At 49.2% G+C, this 18,328-nt stretch carries 15 protein-coding genes and 1 other annotated feature; all 15 genes read right to left on the bottom strand.

Going from position 1 to position 18,328, the window contains the following annotated elements:
* Nucleotides 1-63 precede the first annotated feature (63 nt).
* The 15 genes from ACTQ3A_RS12255 to ACTQ3A_RS12185 all read right to left on the bottom strand — a co-directional run bounded on the left by ACTQ3A_RS12255 (nt 64) and on the right by ACTQ3A_RS12185 (nt 18,057).
* A complete protein-coding gene (locus ACTQ3A_RS12255; protein ID WP_441494975.1) occupies nt 64-2,049 on the bottom strand; it encodes a sodium-translocating pyrophosphatase in 1,986 nt (661 codons plus the stop codon).
* Nucleotides 2,050-2,307: 258 nt separating this feature from the next.
* Nucleotides 2,308-3,615: a murein hydrolase activator EnvC family protein gene (locus ACTQ3A_RS12250; protein WP_441098922.1), complete on the bottom strand. Its 1,308-nt coding sequence runs from the start codon at nt 3,613-3,615 to the stop codon at nt 2,308-2,310.
* A gap of 339 nt (nt 3,616-3,954) precedes the next feature.
* Nucleotides 3,955-4,332, bottom strand: a complete 378-nt coding sequence (rplL, locus tag ACTQ3A_RS12245; RefSeq protein ID WP_279200400.1) for a 50S ribosomal protein L7/L12 — start codon at nt 4,330-4,332, stop codon at nt 3,955-3,957.
* 107 nt (nt 4,333-4,439) lie between these two features.
* Nucleotides 4,440-4,952 carry a 50S ribosomal protein L10 gene (gene rplJ, locus ACTQ3A_RS12240; protein ID WP_279200398.1) on the bottom strand — a complete coding sequence of 171 codons (513 nt, stop codon included), beginning with the start codon at nt 4,950-4,952 and terminating at the stop codon, nt 4,440-4,442.
* A 33-nt stretch (nt 4,953-4,985) separates the two neighbouring features.
* Nucleotides 4,986-5,124: a sequence feature (ribosomal protein L10 leader region), on the bottom strand.
* A 132-nt stretch (nt 5,125-5,256) separates the two neighbouring features.
* On the bottom strand, nt 5,257-5,679 hold the full coding sequence (locus tag ACTQ3A_RS12235; RefSeq protein WP_441101485.1) for a GtrA family protein: 423 nt from the start codon (nt 5,677-5,679) through the stop codon (nt 5,257-5,259).
* 16 nt (nt 5,680-5,695) lie between these two features.
* Nucleotides 5,696-7,009 carry a DUF6056 family protein gene (locus tag ACTQ3A_RS12230; RefSeq protein WP_441494976.1) on the bottom strand — a complete coding sequence of 438 codons (1,314 nt, stop codon included), beginning with the start codon at nt 7,007-7,009 and terminating at the stop codon, nt 5,696-5,698.
* A 15-nt stretch (nt 7,010-7,024) separates the two neighbouring features.
* A complete protein-coding gene (locus ACTQ3A_RS12225; protein ID WP_441494977.1) occupies nt 7,025-7,555 on the bottom strand; it encodes a hypothetical protein in 531 nt (176 codons plus the stop codon).
* Nucleotides 7,545-8,534 (bottom strand): glycosyltransferase family 2 protein, encoded by a 990-nt coding sequence (locus ACTQ3A_RS12220; RefSeq protein ID WP_441101482.1) that lies wholly within the window; start codon nt 8,532-8,534, stop codon nt 7,545-7,547. Before ACTQ3A_RS12220 ends, ACTQ3A_RS12225 begins: the two co-directional genes overlap by 11 nt.
* A gap of 330 nt (nt 8,535-8,864) precedes the next feature.
* Nucleotides 8,865-10,535, bottom strand: a complete 1,671-nt coding sequence (locus tag ACTQ3A_RS12215) for a transglutaminase domain-containing protein (protein WP_441494978.1) — start codon at nt 10,533-10,535, stop codon at nt 8,865-8,867.
* Between the two features lie 64 nt (nt 10,536-10,599).
* Nucleotides 10,600-10,830, bottom strand: a complete 231-nt coding sequence (locus ACTQ3A_RS12210) for an acyl carrier protein (protein WP_441101480.1) — start codon at nt 10,828-10,830, stop codon at nt 10,600-10,602.
* Between the two features lie 120 nt (nt 10,831-10,950).
* The gene (locus ACTQ3A_RS12205) at nt 10,951-12,468 is read right to left on the bottom strand and encodes an amino acid adenylation domain-containing protein (RefSeq protein ID WP_441494979.1); all 1,518 of its coding nucleotides are present in this window, start codon (nt 12,466-12,468) and stop codon (nt 10,951-10,953) included.
* Between the two features lie 68 nt (nt 12,469-12,536).
* The gene (locus ACTQ3A_RS12200) at nt 12,537-13,517 is read right to left on the bottom strand and encodes a hypothetical protein (protein WP_441494980.1); all 981 of its coding nucleotides are present in this window, start codon (nt 13,515-13,517) and stop codon (nt 12,537-12,539) included.
* Nucleotides 13,504-15,030, bottom strand: a complete 1,527-nt coding sequence (locus tag ACTQ3A_RS12195; RefSeq protein ID WP_441494981.1) for an MBOAT family O-acyltransferase — start codon at nt 15,028-15,030, stop codon at nt 13,504-13,506. The genes ACTQ3A_RS12200 and ACTQ3A_RS12195 overlap by 14 nt, the downstream gene beginning before the upstream one ends.
* 146 nt (nt 15,031-15,176) lie before the next feature.
* Nucleotides 15,177-16,136, bottom strand: a complete 960-nt coding sequence (locus ACTQ3A_RS12190; RefSeq protein WP_441494982.1) for a hypothetical protein — start codon at nt 16,134-16,136, stop codon at nt 15,177-15,179.
* Nucleotides 16,137-16,233: 97 nt separating this feature from the next.
* Entirely contained in the window at nt 16,234-18,057 is a 1,824-nt protein-coding gene (locus ACTQ3A_RS12185) for a transglutaminase domain-containing protein (RefSeq protein ID WP_441494983.1), read from the bottom strand.
* Nucleotides 18,058-18,328 lie beyond the last annotated feature (271 nt).

The raw sequence follows: 18,328 nt of genomic DNA, 5'->3' as shown, positions 1-18,328 counted from the left end.
GTCATGATGCTGCATCCATGATATCATGTTCCCGGCAGTTTGAGAAGATACAAGTGGAATCGATTACAGCAGACTTCCCACAGCCAGAAACAGCGGTGCAAATACGAGAGATACAATCGTCATCAGTTTAATGAGAATATTAATGGACGGACCTGACGTATCTTTGAAAGGATCGCCGACGGTGTCTCCGACAACCGCTGCCTTGTGCGCCTCACTGCCTTTTCCTCCGAACTTTCCGCCTTCAATGTATTTCTTCGCATTGTCCCAGGCGCCGCCGGCGTTGCTCATGAAAATCGCCATCAGTACGCCTGTGAGCAGCGCGCCGGCAAGCATGCCTCCCAAGGCATCCGTTCCGAGGATCAGCCCAAGCACGATTGGGGAAGCTGCCGCGAGAATGCCCGGAAGGATCATCTCGTGAAGCGCCGCCTGTGTGGATATCCCGACACAGGATTTATAATCCGCACGGCTTGTTCCGGCCAGGATGCCCGGATCCGCACGGAACTGCCGGCGCACCTCTTCGATCATCTTGTATGCCGCTTTCGATACGGATTCCATCGTAAAGGCAGAGAACAGGAAGGTCAGCATGCCTCCGATAAAAAGCCCAATGATTACCTTCGGATCCATGATATCAATTTTCTCAAGATGAACCGCCTGCGCGTAGGACACAAAAAGCGCAAGTGCCGTCAGCGCCGCAGATCCGATCGCAAATCCCTTTCCGATTGCCGCGGTCGTGTTGCCCACCGAATCCAGGGCATCGGTAATCTCACGGACACTCTCATCCATGCCGGACATCTCGGCGATTCCGCCGGCATTATCCGCAATCGGGCCATATGCATCCACGGCAATCGTACTTCCGGCCGTTGCAAGCATTCCGACCGCCGCGAGGGCGATCCCATAAAGTCCCGCTGTGATATAGGACACGAAAATACCGACACAGATACAAAGAATCGGCACCATGACAGACTTCATACCGACCGCAAGTCCTGTGATAATAGTTGTGCCGGCTCCGGTCTGTGACTCCTCCGCGATCTTCCGGACAGATTTATATTTGTCTGAAGTATAGATCTCTGTCATCTGACCGATCACAAACCCGACGAGAAGTCCGAAAATCACCGCCACTGCCGGCCGGAATCCTCCAAACAGTGTCCTGCTGAGAATCAGCGAGGCAATAATGACCAGCAGATACGCGACATAGCTTCCCATGTTCAGCGCTCTCTGCGGGTTTCCATTCTCTCTTCCTCTGACAAAGAAAGTGCCGATGATAGAAGCGGCAATTCCACATGCCGCAATCAAAAGCGGATAGAAGGCGCCCGGCTCTCCGGAAGATGCGATTCCAAGCGTGACCGCCGATACGACTGCGCCTACATAGGATTCAAACAGGTCCGCACCCATACCGGCCACATCACCGACATTGTCTCCGACATTGTCCGCAATCACCGCCGGGTTGCGCGGGTCATCCTCCGGGATATTGTTCTCAACCTTTCCGACCAGGTCTGCGCCGACATCTGCCGCCTTGGTGTAGATTCCGCCTCCGACACGCGCAAAAAGCGCAACCGAGGACGCGCCGAGGCTGTAGCCAAACAGCACATCCGCATTGCCGCTGATCAGATAGATCAGGCTGGCTCCCAGTATACCAAGACCAACCACGCAGAAGCCCATGACGGCACCTCCATGATACGCAATGGAAAGGGCCTTTGGCATTCCGGATTTCCCTGCCGCATTCGCGGTACGGACATTGGCCAGCGTAGCGACCCGCATTCCGAAGAAACCAGCCAGCACTGAAAATGCCGCTCCGATCAGAAAGCAAACAGCCTCCAGCCAGTTCTGCAGTGCAAATCCCAGAATAAAAAACAGAACTGCGACAAAAACCGCCAGTACCTTGTACTCTGAGGCGAGAAACGCGCTCGCTCCCTCCCGGATCGCAGCCGCGATTTCCTGCATACGCTCCGTTCCTGCCTCTTCCTTCCTGACGGATCCTGCCATACAGGCCGCGAAAATCAGTGCAACAGCACTGATAACCGGCACCAAAACCAAAATACTCTTTGACATTTCTTCCCCTCCTTACTCAGCAATCCGCAGCTTATAAAGTTTGTTATGCCCCGCTCGCAGGGCGTCTGGGTTTACGGGGCTAAACACTGTCTATTTCCCCGTTTTCCTTTAATTATACTACTTTTTGTTCATATCACAAACAATATTTAGAAAAGAAGCTCCCTCGTATATTTAGAAAAGGAGCTTCCTCGTTCATGAAACGAAGAAGCTCCTTGTGCATATTGTGGTACACTGCCTGCGGGGCATGACGATTTATAATTACCAGTTTGTCGCAATGTCAAGCTGTGTCGGGTTCGCGGCAGCGAATCCGCCGGTATCGACCACGATTCCCATTCCGAGACTCGTCGCGATCAGCGATCCTCTCGGTCTGACACCTAGATTTGCCGCAACCATTACATAACTTCCAAGCATCTTGACTCCGTCGGACCGCACCCAGTACTCATCGGTATTGCCCATACTTCTCATGATGCTGACGACACCAGACATATCCATGTTATAATAGGTTTCCTGCCCGCTCGGGCCTTCGATCCGGCCGGCAGCCGCCGTAAGTGCTGCGCCTGAATAAGTACTCGATGTCGTCGTACTCTCCGCAGGAGCTGCCTGCGTGGGAGCAGGAGCTGCAGTCGGCGTCGGCGTTGCCGCAGCCGCTGCAGTACCCGTACCTGCCGATGACGTCGTGTTACTCCCGGATGCCGGCATCGACGATTTCGATTCCGGAGCAGCAGCCTCCTGGGTCTCCTGCTCTGAAACAGCCACCTGCGTCGAGGTTCTCGCCTTTTCCGCTGCTGCCGCATCTGCAGCGGCCACCTCATCTGCCGCCTTCTCATTCAGCGCGTCAATATTGGCCTGCTGTTCCTGTATACTTGCCAGAAGATCCGCCGCTGCATTCTGCTCGCCTTCCAGAGAATCCGCATACTCCTGTACGTCTTCACGAGTGGAATCCACAAGACTCTGTATCTCTTCCCGTTTGCTCTTGCTCTGTTCCTGAAGACCGGCGATTTGATCCGCCTCCTTCTTCACCTCTTTCTGCTTCTCGGTAATCGTCTCGCAGATCTCGCTGTACTCCTTCAGAACTTTCCTGTCATAGCTCGTGAGCTCAGACACGTTTGTGCTTTCATTCAGGAAATCACTGAAGTTACCGGAGGAAAAGAGCGTCTCAAGCGCACCTGTTCCGGTTCCATTCTCATACATATATTTGATCCGGAGTGCCATGTTCTTCGCCTGAACACTCTCCTCCGCCTGCGCATCGGCAAGTTCCTGATTCACGGTATCATATTCTTCCTGGGTAGCGCTGTACTTCTGCTGAAGCTCATCCAGCTGCTGATTCAGATCCGTCAGCTGATCATTGAGATCCTGCAGATATTCCTGTGCATTATCCTTCTTTGCCTGAAGCTCGCTGATTCTGTCCTGCGCGCTATTGTATTCAGATTCTGCCGCGCTCTTCTTCGCCTCAGCCGAATTGATCTCATCCTGCGTAGAAGCCGCTGCCGGATAAGTTCCAAAAGCCCCCGACAGCAGCAGAGCTGCAGAAAGTGCCGCAGGTAAAAATCGTTTCATTCCCTTCATAAATGTACACCTCAGATTTAGAATCGTTTTCCTTCTCTCAAGGAATGAAGCAATTATAACATATGTACCGTTCTATTAAAAGTGTTTTGTAACCTTTTGTAACTTTTCCGCAATATTTTTATTGTAATCGCCGTTTTTTAGTGTCCTGTAACGGCAATCCTTTTTCCCAACGTGCGCCCGCCGGGCGCACCAACGAGATAAAACACGCTGCGCGAGTTTTATCTCGCTATCGCGACGCTCGCCGCACACGAATACTTCGCATTCGGCTGCGGCTCACTGTTCGCGTAAAAAAGGCCGGAGACTGACAACGCAGCCTCCGGCCCACACAACGCATAATTATTACTTGAGGGTAACTTTTGCGCCCTGCTCCTCAACTTTAGCCTTGATATCATCAGCCTCAGCCTTGGAAGCGCCCTCTTTGATCATCTTCGGTGCGGAATCAACAAGATCCTTCGCATCCTTCAGACCAAGTCCGGTGATCTCACGAACAACCTTGATAACCTTAACCTTGTTCGGGCCAACCTCAGTCAGCTCAACGTCGAACTCGGTCTTCTCCTCAGCAGCCTCACCAGCGCCAGCGCCGGCAGCAGCTACTACAACGCCTGCAGATGCAGATACGCCGAACTCTTCCTCGCAAGCTTTTACGAGATCATTTAACTCAAGTACAGATAACTCTTTAATAGCAGCAATAAATTCTTCTGTTGTTAACTTTGCCATTGTAATTTTCCTCCAATTTAGTATTTGAATCTACTCTGTGATCCGGATCTGATAAAAACGGATCGGTAATAAACGGATCTGTGACTATGCACAGATTTCGCCGCAGATTATTCTGCAGCCGGTGCAGCCTCTGCCTCGCCATCCTTCTCCGCGATCTGTTTGATAACGCGCGCGAAGTTTGCGATCGGGGCCTGGATGCTTCCGAGCAGTCGGCCCAGCAGAACCTCTCTGCTTGGTACCTCTGCAAGAGCTTCAACAGCTTTCTGATCGTAAAGGCTGCCTTCAACGACACCCGCGATCAGCTCAAGCTGCGGATTCTTCTTTGCGAAGCCCGCAAGAATTCTCGCCGGAGCAGTCGCATCGTCCTTGGAAATGGCGATGGCGTTTGTTCCGTTCAGATACGGTACAAGGCTTTCATAATCCGTACCCTTGAATGCAAGATGCATCATTGTGTTTTTGTAGACTTTGTAGTTTACGCCGGCCTCTCTCAGGGATTTACGAAGCTCGGTATCCTGTGCTACGTTAAGTCCGCTGTAATTCACAAGGACTACGGAAGCAGCACCGTCAACTGCGCTGGAAATCTCATCAACGACCGGTTTCTTCAGTTCTACCTTTGCCATGATCTGGTATACCTCCTTATTTTGATGTGTGTACCAGCCAAATAAAAAAACCGTCCGGGCATGCCGGGCGGTCTGAATTCTTCATAAATGAAAAGAATCGACATCCTCGGCAGGCGGTATTCCGCTTACGTCTTTCGACACCTGCTGTCTTCGGCGTGATACAAATGGTATCTTATCGCGCAGCCTTGAAAATGTCAAGTCCTTTTTCAAGCTCTTCCAGAATGCTTTGAGAGTACTTTTTCATGTTCTTCGAGAATGCTTCGAGAGTACTTTTTCAAGCTCTTCGAGAGTGCGAAACACAGAGTTAGTGACGTTCGCCCTTATGCCGGAATATCAGGAATTTACTTGCTGCATAATTCAAAATAATGACAACAACATTTGAAATTACCTTTACCACCATATCATTATATGAGAGCAGATCAACGAAAATAAACATCGCCGCAAGATCTACAAATTCAGTTCCCATTCTGCAGCCAAAAAAGGAAATAACTTCCTTTGCCACAGCCTTCTTTGTATCTGCCTCACTGTGGAAAACCCACTTGCGATTTGTTAAGTAGGCGAATGTTACAGAAACAACCCATGCAAGAATTGTCGATACCGTCACCGGAAGTTGAAGCGGGTGCGCAAATACCCAATACGACGCAATATTCACCAGAGTAGTCAGCACCCCGAAGATTGCATACGGAATCAGGTCCTTGTATTTCTCAATAAGATTTGAAAAACTCATAAGAGAACCTCCTCAGTTATTGGCCGGAATGAAAAATTGCATTCGTAAACACATTCTCCTTCTCACGTTCTGTGCACATCGCACCGGAAACGATCCTGATCCCGACACAGAGAAGAAAAAGATAGCAAAGGAATCTTGGGCGTCCCTTGCTTGCGTAGATCGTAGGAGAGAAACCCATCATCCACATCGACGCAAGTCCGCCGAAGAAAAATGAAAATCCAATGATTTCTAATTTTTCAGGATGAATGATCAGAATACAACATCCAAGATAAACATATGCCAGAAAATGTATCACACTGCAAATCGCCAGTAAGGCACTGAATCCAAAATTCACCGTATCGACAGGAACAAGTTTAAACAAATTGGAAAGGAAATACTCCCTCCCCAGATTCGTCAGACCGATTCTGTTAATCGTACAGAGCACAAAGAACACCAGCATGATATCCGCACCGATCACAACAGGGTCATTTCGTTTTCTGTTCTGATGCATAAGAAACACAACTGTGCCCGCCAGCAGAAGAACAATATACATCGCCTCTTCCTCGATGTAATTGATTACATACCAGACGCCCCATAAAACCTTGTCAAGTGTGGAATACATATCGTATTTCGGCATCTGCCCGAGTACTTCAATATGGGACCGCACTGCGTTTCCTGGAAGTCTGCAAAAATAAAATGTACATGCAGCAGCAAGAAGGAACAGCACCACAATCTGCCATTTTACCATACGTTTGACAAGTACCGAATATAGAAGCAGCAGGAACAGAACGCCGCACATCAATACACCTGCCTGCTCAAAACTCGAGGCATAAACAGCTCCTATTACCGAAATAACATAATCCGGTACTGTGATTTTCTGTCCATAAATAAATTTCACCAGCGGATAAACAGCCGCCAGAAGCGCTGCACTTCCCCAAAGATAAAGGACATTTGCACATTTCCAGAACACCGTCCCGGTCAGGACACTTGTCGGAATCAATATAAAAATAAGTGCTGGTATAAGGCCGTAAATAAAGCCTGCGCGGAACACTCCATCCGCATCGAATACTTTTTTTATATAGATAACAAGCAACACCCATGCAAAAGCGTTAAACAAATAAAAAACAACCGGAGGAAACTGCAGCAGGATAACAAGAAGTCCCTGCGGAACAATTCTTCCACCCCAGTTATTCGAGAACCACTTCACCCAGCCTGAAAAGCCGCCAAAGCGCTCAATACCAGCCTGAAAAACCAAGTCATCCGCCCGGCTCACCATATAGCAGCTCAGAACGAAAAACATGGCATACAGAGCAAAATACCAGATAACTTTTTTTGCCGAATCTTTCTTCATATCCCTCATCCTCATTTAAAGATAATAAAGCTCCTGCGAACCATCTGGATTTTTCCAAATGAGGACAAGAGCCCCCTTTTTGATCCGACCTGACTTTTCTTTTGGAAGTCTGCTCTGAAAGCCGCAGAATTGATAATCAATTCCATCATTAATATATTGATCTATATCGTCCCTGTTTTCCAGTTTGGTGGGAAGTATATAAACGGTCTCTCCATCGGTAAAGCCTATATGCATGTTGTTATATACGCTTTTCCTGTATGCGTCATTCCCGTAATTATAAAAGGAATACTCGACCCCCGGTTTGACACACCAGCCCTTCACCAAATAGGAGCCGTCACTACTCACTCCCTGATAGTCAATATTGTATTCAATCTCCTTTCTCTCACCAACGGAGAAAGAATTCAGTTTCTTTTCCTCAATACGATTATCTTCCCGATGAAACAATCCTAATAAAGCGACAGCACAAACGAGTGCTATTGCCATAAATATAACAACGATTACCCGTTGTGCTTTATCCGCTGACTCTTCAGAAGCATTACTCTTCACGATCAGTTTCCTCCCTGTTGTCAGGTAACGGTTCCCAGGTTTTCTCGCTGATGATATAGCGTGGCCTGTGCTTTGACTCCAGGTATGTCTTCCCCACATATTCGCCTATTATTCCCATTGAGAGAAGCTGAATTCCTCCAAGAAAGCAAATGATACAGACAATGGAAGCCCATCCGGCAACTGTGTTCCCGATCACAGCCATTACAATCGCCCAGATGACGCCGATGAAGCCAATGAGACTCACCCCCACGCCTATTCCACAGATGATCGAGATAGGCTTGATGGAAAGACTTGTAATACCATCAAACGCAAGTGCCAGCATTTTCCTGAGCGGGTAATGACTCTTCCCTGCCATCCTTTCATGACGTTCATAATAAACAGAAGTGCTTTTAAAACCAACCAGAGGGAACATACCGCGCAAGAAAATATTTACTTCCTTAAAATCAGCAAAATGTGCCAGGACTCTTGCGCTTACTAATCGATAATCCGCATGATTGTAGACAACTTCCGCACCCATATTATTGAGAAACCGGTAAAATCCCTGCGCAGTTGTACGCTTAAACCAGGTATCGGTTTTCCTGCTTGAACGGACCCCGTAGACAATTTCGCTTCCATTGTGATATTCATCCACCATCTTATCCATTGCCGAAATGTCATCCTGTCCGTCACAATCAATAGATATTGTAATATCACACTTGTCCTTTGCCTCCATAAGGCCGGCAAGAACCGCATTCTGATGTCCTCTGTTACGTGACTGCGAAATTCCGATGAAATGATCATCTGATTTCGATAACCCCATAATGATGTCCCATGTATCATCTCTGGAGCCATCATTTACAAATAAGATCCTGCTGTCTTCACTGACTTTTCCGGCAGAGATCAGCTTATTCAACTCCTTCAAAAATAATGGAGCGGTTAACGGGAGAACATCGCGCTCATTATAGCAGGGAATAACTATCCACAGTCTTGGTTGCCGCATTCTTTCCACCTCATTCAAAAATGCACATTATCGAAAATTCTGTTTCATATATAAAATATCCATATCACAATATCACAATCGATTGCCTAAATCTATATAAAGTATCAATATTGAAACAGAAATCATGATCCCGGTTACTGTTCGCATAAAAAATATCCTGCCATCTGACATCTGATCAGCTGGCAGGATGTAAATCCGTTCATTTATCCTACGATAAAATAAATACGATAAAATAAGCATTATTTCTTCGATTGTTAGATACCGCGTGTTAGATGTCACGCCATAAAATAAGCACGATTTCTCCGATTTGTCAGGTTCCCTTTTGTTTCCTCAATTCTGTCTCGAGTAGTCGAGATATTTCCAGGTACCTTTCTGACCGTAAGTAATCGCAAATCCATTCTTGTGAACTCCCTGTTCAAAGGATGGATCAAATACATGGGTTCCACCATTATAATTATCGATTTCCACCCATCCATGTTCTTCTCGTCCTCCACCCGATGTTGCTACATAGCCAACAACCCAGTGTGCATCATAACCCAGAGCTTTTGCCATCTCATAAAACGAAGCTGATTTTCCGTAACAATCACCGCTCTGATTTGTAAAGGCAAGAGTAGCAAAGTATCTGGCTCCTCTGGACGACGGTATATCCATTGATATGTATCTGAAATTTCTTGCCCAGTTGTATGCAGCTCTCAGATCCCATCCTATCTGATCCAGTCTTGCGCAGGCCAGTGGATAAGCATCCCGGACTGTGTATTGATGGAACGTATTTGCCGTACTTCCGGGTGCGCTGCATCCCTTGGCAACTATACGGATCTCCATCGCCTCCAGACGATACCCATAACCGGCGGATCCGCAGTCCGCCCCGTTTGACGCCCATCCGGTCCAGCCGAATCTCTGAACATGCGTGCGATAATACACATCAAAACAATCTGCCATCTCACCAGTCAGCCGGATCCGGATCGCCTCCAGGCGAAGTCCCTTTCCTTCTGTTCCGGACAGTTCTCCATCAGCCTTCCAGTTCCGTTCCCATCCAAGTCTCTGTATATGTGAGCAGTACAAAATCCCGCCTGTGAATCCGGTTGTCTTGTTCAGATGGATCTTCAGCGCCTCCATCCGCAGTCCCTGTCCGGTCGTCCCGCTAAGAGCGCCGTTCGAAACCTCTCCCTGGCCCCATCCGTATCTCTGCACATGGGTCTGATAGGTTACTGTCGGAACGGTGAGATAAGCGACGTTACGGGCGGCAGATCTCGCAGGTGCCGACTCTCCCTTCTTCACAACTGCCACCTCATACGCCTCGACGCGGCGGCTCAGATTCGTTGTGCCGGCCAGCTCGCCGTTTTTCGCCCACGCAAGCCAGCCGAAGCTCTGCACATGCGCGCGGTAATAAAGATCGTACTTGTCCGCATCGGTTCCGGTCAGCTTCATGACGATTGCCTCGACCCTGAGGCTTTGTCCTGTCGTTCCCGCAGCTGCTCCGTCGCTCTGCCATCCGGTCCATCTCCTCTGCTGCACATAAGTGTTGTATGTGATGCCGAGATTCTGGTCGCCTTTCACGCTGGCCCTGATTGCCTCAACACGAAGGCCTCTTCCCGTATATCCCGCGTAAGTCTGTGCGGTTTCCTCGGAAATGACCTCTTTGTACGGCCATCCTGTCCGCTGAACATGAGCGGCATAGCTGACAACAGGCATTCCCTGAGCGTCTTCTCTCTCTTTTTCTTCTATTTCTTCTTCGGACTTCTCAGAAGTTTCCTTCGTTTCCGATGGGTTAGATCCAGCTTCTGTCGTCCTGCTGAAGTCCTCCTTTGCTGATGTGCTTCCACCTGTCCTGCTTCCGGATCCAGCAGTCACAGATTCTTCCGTCTCATTCGCTGATGAAGACACAGAAACCGAAGAAACAGCAGAATGTACCACGTCCTCAGCCAGAACCGGGAGCGCAGTAAACAGCATTCCTATGGTAGTGATCGCCATGATAGATTGAACGAAAAACTTCTTTTTCATACAGCTTTCTCTCACCAGCTCATATCTCAAAGAGCCCCATATATCTCAACCGCTTCCGGACGTCTCAGAGCTGCTTCCGGATTGTCTCCATAATCTTCTCCGCTGATTCGAAGTTCTCCGGGAGGATATCCTCCAGAGGAATCTGAATATCAAAGGCATCATTAATTTCCTGGATCAGAAGCATCATATCAAAAGATTTCAATACACCTCCGGAAACCAGATCTGTTCTTGTAAAATCCTCTCCGGGTTTGATCTCATCCAGAATGTTCATCAGTTTTTCCATAGAATTATCCATCAGTTTTTCTCCTTTTTATCACATTTTTTCACACTTGTTGCCTCTTACCCATGCCGCTTTCCGTTCCTCTTTGAATCACATAAGAATATCGGATTCTAAGGGAGACAGCTGCATCAAAAATCAGAGATCCGCGGCATTGCTTTTCAGTTTTGCCCGGTCGATTTTTCCATTCAGGTTATGTGGCATGGAATCGAGATGGACGCGGCGCCCGGGGATCATATATGACGGCAGCATCTTGGCCAGTTCTTCGTTTACAAAAGATTCGTCCGCCTTACCTGTATAGAAGAGAACGATCCTCTTCTTCGCTTCGTTGTATACACAACAGTTTTCCTCAACCCCTTTTATTGCGGAGACATTTGCCTCGATGTCGCCCAGTTCAATCCTCTGTCCCATATATTTGATCTGGAAATCCTTGCGGCCGACAAAGATGATCTCTCCCTGGTCGTTATACTGCACGAGGTCTCCCGTATGATAGATCTTCTCCTCATAACAGGAGTTCAGAGGGTTCTGTGTGAAAACACGGTCTGTCATCTCCTGATTCCTGTAATATCCGTAGGTGAGGGAATTGCTGCGCACACAGAGTTCACCGGATCCCCCCGCACTGTCCGTAATTCTCCGATTGTTCTCATCCAGGATCATGAAATCGTAGTTCCGGAATGGTTTTCCGATCGGGAGCCGCGCATTTTCCGGAAATTCCCGGTCAACAAAGTAATAGGACCCGCCGTCAGTAGTTTCTGTCGGTCCGTACTGGTTGATGAAATCAGCCTGAGGAAGTGCCTCTCTCCACATATTCAATTGTTTGATCGGCATAATTTCTCCACCGAACATGACCATTCGGACAGTGGAGAGATCCGAAAGCTTCAGAGCCTTCAGATTAGCCAGAACCACGAGCTCTGACGGCACCCAGTACAATACGGTCACCTTTTTTTCTTCCAGAAAGCGCATCAGAAGTGCGGGGAAGGAGAAGTAAAGGCGGGGAATGATGCAGGTAGTGCTTCCGTTTCGGAGCGTAGAATAAACATCAAGCAGTGACATCACGAAATACAGGGGCGCCTCGTTGCCCATTACATCGCGGCTTGTGAAATGAAAGGCATCGGTTGCCGCATCCACATAGTCTACCACTGCGCGGTGCGGGGTAACGACACCCTTTGCCGTTCCGGTAGAGCCTGAGGTGAAGAGCACATATAAGACATCCGTGGGCAGAACCTTGTTCATGACACCCAGAATCTCCTCCTCCTCACAAGCAGATTCCTGTGCGTTCTCATAGATCAGAACCTCAGCATCGCCTTTAATGGAAAGGACAGCACTTTCGTGCGACCGGTCCGTGAGGATTACCGCCGGATCCAGAACATTCAGGATATGCCGGATCCTTGTATCTGGCATCTGCGTATCGAGGATTGTATAAAAATTGCCGCTATATGCAATTCCGAGCATTGCGGGTATACATTCCACACGCTTGTCCATGTACACGGCCACCGGTTTTTTGAAGAGGTGACGCCTCACCAGCGCACCCGCGACATGAAGAGCTTCCTGCCTCGTTTCCGAAAAGGTAATCGTGCGATCCTTGTCAACATATGCGGCCTTATCCGGATACTTCTTTGCCGTCTCCTCCAGATATTCCATAACAAGCTTTGCCATGTATATTTTCCTCCATAACAATCTGTCTCGACGCCTCTCCCATTTCAGGATCCTTCTAGGCTTCGGCTTTACGATTTCTTTTCGAACAGCATATCTCTTAACAGAGCTGAAAACTTTTCCGCACTGTCTCCGTTCATATGCCCATCATAGTCAACGAAGCAGGACACGTCATGCGAAAAACTGCTGTAGTATTCGCGGTTAAAGTTGTAATATTCTACCCCGTTTCTCTTCATATAATCACTCAGGTAATCCCAGGCGGCCTCATAATTTTCCGGAAAAGACACAAGCGAACGATCCGGCTGGGGAAGTGTAGTTGCAACAAGCCGGATGTTATTTTCATCGCACAGACGGACTATCTTATTAAGATAGGAGATATTATCTTCCTTTACCTTGTCCTTTTCAAAAAGGACCGGATTCCAGCCGGGAAAGTTCTCTTCCGCAACCGGATAACGCTCAATAAATCCATCCGCATGATAGACCATATTCGCTGTGCTGAACTGATCCGCACTGTAATCGCCGCTCAGTTTCACCCTCACATTGGATGGAATCCGCGGAAGCATACTCTTCAGAGGATACTCATAGGATGGAAACAACAGTGCCCGGAAATCGCTTTCCGGCATAATTGCAGCCAGATAGCTGAGTTTTGCCGCTGAAAACGGAAATTCGTGATAAAAGAGCAGGTAGTTGTTCCCCTTTTCCTTTTCCGTCACAAGATATCCCGGATCAACATCCAGGATCACTGTAGATGGCCGGTTCTCTTCCACAGCCAGCTTCAGCATATAGTAGGAATCGCACAGATACTCTCCTCCGTTCGCCAGGTTATGTCCCTTCAGACCCGTTCCCTTCAGCAAAGTATCCGGATCAATGCCCATGCGTGAGTTGGAGGTTCCGAGAATGACCACATCGTTCTGCCCGGATGCCAGAGCATGCACGTCATTGCGGACATACGTGCAAGGATACAAAAGCAGGTCGAGAACCAGCAGTATGGCAGTAAAAACCGCCACACAGCCCACAAACTTCAGCACAGTGAAAATTTTAGTATTGTGCATAGATAAAACCTCTTTCTGCCGCCATTGGCGAAAGCAGAGCAGTCACAGCCAACAGAGCGGTAAAGATCAGAACCTGTACGAGAACCGGGCGTCGGGAAAGACATTCCCGGACCTGCATCCCCTGTTCCTGAAGAAGGCTGATGATAAACAGCAGAACGACGCCGGATCCCAGAATGATCAATGCCGTCGGCGTGTAAGAGGCGCCGAGCCTGCCGGCAGCAATAGATAAAAACTCGGAGGGGTGCAGTCTTGTGAAGCTGAAATAAATTACCTTCACAGCTTCTCCAAAATTCTTTGTGGTGTCAAAGAGCCAGCCGATGTTTACAAGGATAAACGTCCGGATGATGGTAAAGAATTTCCAATACATCGATTTTTCGTTGACACGAAGAGCCGTTTTCCATTTCCGGAAGGAGTCACCAAGAAGGTTGCTCGCGGCAATGAGCACACCGTTATACAGTCCCCACCCGATGTTGTTGAGGGCGGCTCCATGCCAGAGTCCGACCACAAAAAAAACGATGATACTCGAGATGCACATCGGGATCAGGAGCCCAGTTCTCTTGCCGAAGCGTTTTCTGGCATTTTTTCCGACCTTGCCCATCCACCGGGAAAGAGTCAGGGGGTACATGACATAGTCACGCATCCATGTACCGAGGGTGATATGCCAGCGGCGCCAGAAATCGGAAATGGATACCGAAAAATAGGGACGCCGGAAATTTTCATCCAGACGGACCCCGAAAAGTTCAGCGATTCCAAGAACAAAATCAATGCCTCCCGAGAAACTGCCATACAGTTCAACGGAGTACAGAAGTACGATAAATATCGCGATACCGGAAAATCGGTCAAGGTCGGCACAGATGGCCTTACGATAAAGTCCTGCCCAACCTGCCAGAAGCATGCTCTTGAACAGTCCCCATACCATACGCATCAGACCAAATCTGAGATTCCGGAAAGATAATTCGTGTCCTTCGAGCAGCTGCGGCATTAAGGTCTTGTACCTTCCGATGGGTCCCTGAACCAGCTGCGGAAAGAACGAAACAAACAGCATATAATGGAAAAAATTCTTCTCTGCCCCGGTTCGTTTCCAGTATACGTCCAGAATATAACTCACCGTCTGAAAAGTGTAGTAGGAGATTCCAAGAGGAAGCAGAATACCCTTCAGGGAAAAATCCCCATGAAGAATCTGACCGAAAATTCCCAGAATATCATTGGTGTATTTCAACACACCCAGCATGGCAAAATCAAGCACCATGCCGAGAATAACAATTCTTCTCGCCCTCTTGCGGGATTCCTTCCTGTCTGTGTATCTGTCATAAATTCGTCCGATTGCCATCCCTGTCAGATAAGTGACAATTGCGGAATACAACAGACAGAGGAATGCGGGAATGCCGCAGGACAGATAGAAGACAATGCTCGCCGCAAGAAGCACAACCCAACGCCGGCCACGCGGCACCAGATAATAACAGAGCAGACAGACTGCCAGAAAGAGAAAAAAAAGATTTGATGTCAGTGACATGGTCTCCTCCTCGGAAACGTAATATACAGACGGGATATTTGCAATATGATAACGGTACAGGTAGACAAGGAAAACACAGGCATCAGCCCGCGTGCACCATGTGCACTACAACCCTGCCTGCGTCCTCCATAAACATATCCTGTCCTTTACCAGGTCAGTCCGTCGTCAATACATCCTTCGCCTGAGTCCGCTCCCTGATCCGTAGCAACCGGAGCCGGCGTTGCCTCAGCCTGTCCGGCGCCGGAATCGGTCGTATCCGTCGTTGAAGGTGCCGTATAAGAAGCCGACGGGTCGGAATAAGTATCCGACGGAGCCGTGTACGTACTGCTCTCCTCAGGTGCTGCAGCCTGTCCGGCAGCTGCCTGATCTGTTGTGCCCTGCTCTGCAACGGGAGCCTCGGCTGCTGGTGTTTCTGTCGCCGCCTGCGTCGGATCCGGAGAAGGTGTTGCCTTGGATGCCTCCAGAGCCGCCTTCTCTGCATCCTCTGTACTGATGGTTTCACCTGTTGACAGGGAAACATACTTCAGAAACAGGAAGGATCCATCCGTATTCAGCATAATGGATGCTGTCTTGATGTCGTTGACAGGTACGGAATGCAGTTCAAGCTCTGATTGATCATCAAAAGTCAGACGAATCGAATAGTCCGGATTAACGACCGGGGCGGAATCGGATGAATCCTCCGAATTCACCGACTTGAGAGCTTCGGATTCGTCATAATAAAGTGTACGGGTTTCACCGGCTGCGAATTTTTCACCTGATGGAAGCATATTGCTGCCATATGCTTCCTGCCCTGCGTATTTCACGGAAAAACCAGTAATAGCCTTTCCGGTGTCATTCGTCAGCTCCATATGTACGATATTTGCGCCTTCCGCCTTTGTACCGATGATTTTTTCCTCCTCCTTTTCTGCGGAAGAGGAAGAAACCGAACCGGTACTTGAAGAGACAACCGCCTCAAGCGCTGCCGGTGTTTCTGTCACTGAAACGGCAGATGACGCAGGAGCGGAAGTTTTTCCGCAGCCTCCCAGAAGAAGCGCAGAGCCTGTGAGGATGACCGTCATCGCTGTAAGCGGGATTCTGGTAATGTTGTGCTGGAATTTCTTTTTCATGAATATATCTCCTGATATTGATGTGATTTTAAACGCAGTCTTATTGGTGTCATAATTGCCTGATGCAATATTGCGGTCCTGGACAGCAGACATCCAGTTAGTTTATTCTGCTTCCGCTTGTATATCTCCATGTTCCGGGTTTGCCGTAATAGAGATTGAAGCCGTCACTGCCGCTTTCATGCTGGAAATCCGGATCGAACACTCCGGTACCTCCCTGGTAGTTGTCAATTTCTACCCACGAATGTACACCGAGCCCTCCGGCGCGAAGCGGAACATATCCAAACATAACATGTGCATCATATCCGAGTGCTTTCGCCATCTCATAGAAGCAGCATGCCATCACATAACAGTCGCCGCCTCCTGTAGTAAAGCCGTAGCTTGCGATTGTGCTGACATTGGAAGCCGTCAGTGCGTAAGAGGTGCTGACGTACCGGAGTCCCGCGGCAGCATTCAGTGCACTGCGCAGATTCCATCCCACCTGATCCAGTCTTGCGCAGGCCTGCGGATAGGTGTCCCGGATCGTGTATTGATGGAATGTGTTTGCCGTACTTCCGGGCGCGCTGCATCCCTTGGCCACTATTCGGATCTCAATTGCCTCCAGGCGATATCCATAGCCGGCGGATCCGCAGTCCGCCCCGTTTGACGCCCATCCGGTCCAGCCGAATCTCTGCACATGCGTGCGATAATACACATCAAAGCAATTTGCCATCTCACCGGTCAGCCGGATCCGGATCGCCTCCAGACGAAGTCCCTTTCCCTCTGTTCCGGACAGCGCTCCGTCAGACTTCCAGTTCTGTTCCCATCCGAGTCTCTGTATATGGGAACAGTATGAAATACCACCCGTGAATCCGGTCGTCTTGTTCAGATGGATCTTCAGCGCCTCCATCCGCAGTCCCTGTCCGGTCGTCCCGCTAAGTGCGCCGTTCGATACCTCTCCCTGGCCCCATCCGTATCTCTGCACATGGGTCTGATAGGTTACTGTCGGAACGGTGAGATATGCGACATTCCGTGCGGAAGATCTCGCAGGTGCCGCCTCTCCCTTCTTCACAATTGCGACCTCATATGCCTCGACGCGGCGGCTTAGATTCGTTGTGCCGGCCAGCTCGCCGTTTTTCGCCCACGCAAGCCAACCGAAGCTCTCCACATGCGCGCGGTAATAGAGATCGTACTTGTCTGCATCGGATCCGGTCAGCTTCATGACGATTGCCTCGACCCTGAGGCTCTGTCCCGTCGTTCCCGCAGCTGCCCCGTCGCTCTGCCATCCGGTCCATCTCCTCTGCTGCACATAAGTGTTGTATGTGATGCCGAGATTCTGATCGCCTTTCACGCTGGCCCTGATTGCCTCAACACGAAGACCCTTGCCCGTAAATCCCGCATAAGTCTGAGCTTCTGTTCCGGAAACGGCATCCTCTGCCGGCCACCCCTTCTGCTGAACATGAGCCGCATAGCTGACAACGGGTATCTCCTGAGCGTCGTCTTTATCGTCTTTCTCCTCTGTCTCTTCCTTCTCTTCTTCAGACTCCTCAGAAGTATCCTTCGTTTCCGATGAATCGGATGCGGAATCTGCCTCTGTGCTTTCTGGTTCCTTCGGTGCAGTCGTCACCGTGCTCTCCGCCGCGTTGCCGCCGGAATTTTTGTTTTCGGCAGCCGGACTTCCGGTCTCTGTTGTATCGGTACTCCCTGAAGATGAACTACCCGCCGTTTCACTGCCCGCGGATGTAACCGTGGTCTTGCTCTCCGCTGCACCGTTCTCTGCGGTACTGCTGCTGTCCGTCGCGGGGCCTGACGCTCCTTCTATCGTTCCGGCTCCCGAAGATACAACAGAACCATTCTCATCCGCAGCAAAAACAGGCGAGGCTGTAAACAACGTCGCAGCCGCTGTTACCACTGCTAATAGCTGAACAAACCTTTTTCTTTTCATATTCTTCCCCTTTTCCATCATCACTGAATCTGTCCAGGATATATGAATGCTCATTTTCATTTGTCAATGTAATTTTTTCAGCGGCCATATCTCCTGGCAATTTCTCATGTGATTTGTATTATATTACTTTTGCCCACGAAATTCTATAGAAAAACGATCAATCGGATAGGGGAGATTTTACCCTCCCCTTCCACACCACCGTACGTACCGTTCGGTATACGGCGGTTCAATAGTTTACACGAACTTTCAGATAGTGGGCTGATAAGGATGG

The organism is Bilifractor sp. LCP21S3_F8 (assembly GCF_052117805.1).
In the GTDB taxonomy this organism is placed as follows: domain Bacteria; phylum Bacillota; class Clostridia; order Lachnospirales; family Lachnospiraceae; genus Bilifractor.
This window is presented reverse-complemented; position numbering and strand designations above follow the sequence as displayed.

Bases quoted from the DNA above. Each gene is read 5' to 3' on its own strand.
- ACTQ3A_RS12250 (WP_441098922.1), bottom strand. From the start codon at position 3,615: ATGAAGGGAATGAAACGATTTTTACCTGCGGCACTTTCTGCAGCTCTG.
- rplJ (WP_279200398.1), bottom strand. From the start codon at position 4,952: ATGGCAAAGGTAGAACTGAAGAAACCGGTCGTTGATGAGATTTCCAGC.
- ACTQ3A_RS12235 (WP_441101485.1), bottom strand. From the start codon at position 5,679: ATGAGTTTTTCAAATCTTATTGAGAAATACAAGGACCTGATTCCGTAT.
- ACTQ3A_RS12195 (WP_441494981.1), bottom strand. From the start codon at position 15,030: ATGTCACTGACATCAAATCTTTTTTTTCTCTTTCTGGCAGTCTGTCTG.
- ACTQ3A_RS12200 (WP_441494980.1), bottom strand. From the start codon at position 13,517: ATGCACAATACTAAAATTTTCACTGTGCTGAAGTTTGTGGGCTGTGTG.
- ACTQ3A_RS12230 (WP_441494976.1), bottom strand. From the start codon at position 7,009: ATGAAGAAAGATTCGGCAAAAAAAGTTATCTGGTATTTTGCTCTGTAT.
- ACTQ3A_RS12190 (WP_441494982.1), bottom strand. From the start codon at position 16,136: ATGAAAAAGAAATTCCAGCACAACATTACCAGAATCCCGCTTACAGCG.
- ACTQ3A_RS12255 (WP_441494975.1), bottom strand. From the start codon at position 2,049: ATGTCAAAGAGTATTTTGGTTTTGGTGCCGGTTATCAGTGCTGTTGCA.
- ACTQ3A_RS12215 (WP_441494978.1), bottom strand. From the start codon at position 10,535: ATGAAAAAGAAGTTTTTCGTTCAATCTATCATGGCGATCACTACCATA.
- ACTQ3A_RS12185 (WP_441494983.1), bottom strand. From the start codon at position 18,057: ATGAAAAGAAAAAGGTTTGTTCAGCTATTAGCAGTGGTAACAGCGGCT.
- ACTQ3A_RS12205 (WP_441494979.1), bottom strand. From the start codon at position 12,468: ATGGCAAAGCTTGTTATGGAATATCTGGAGGAGACGGCAAAGAAGTAT.
- ACTQ3A_RS12220 (WP_441101482.1), bottom strand. From the start codon at position 8,534: ATGCGGCAACCAAGACTGTGGATAGTTATTCCCTGCTATAATGAGCGC.
- ACTQ3A_RS12210 (WP_441101480.1), bottom strand. From the start codon at position 10,830: ATGGATAATTCTATGGAAAAACTGATGAACATTCTGGATGAGATCAAA.
- rplL (WP_279200400.1), bottom strand. From the start codon at position 4,332: ATGGCAAAGTTAACAACAGAAGAATTTATTGCTGCTATTAAAGAGTTA.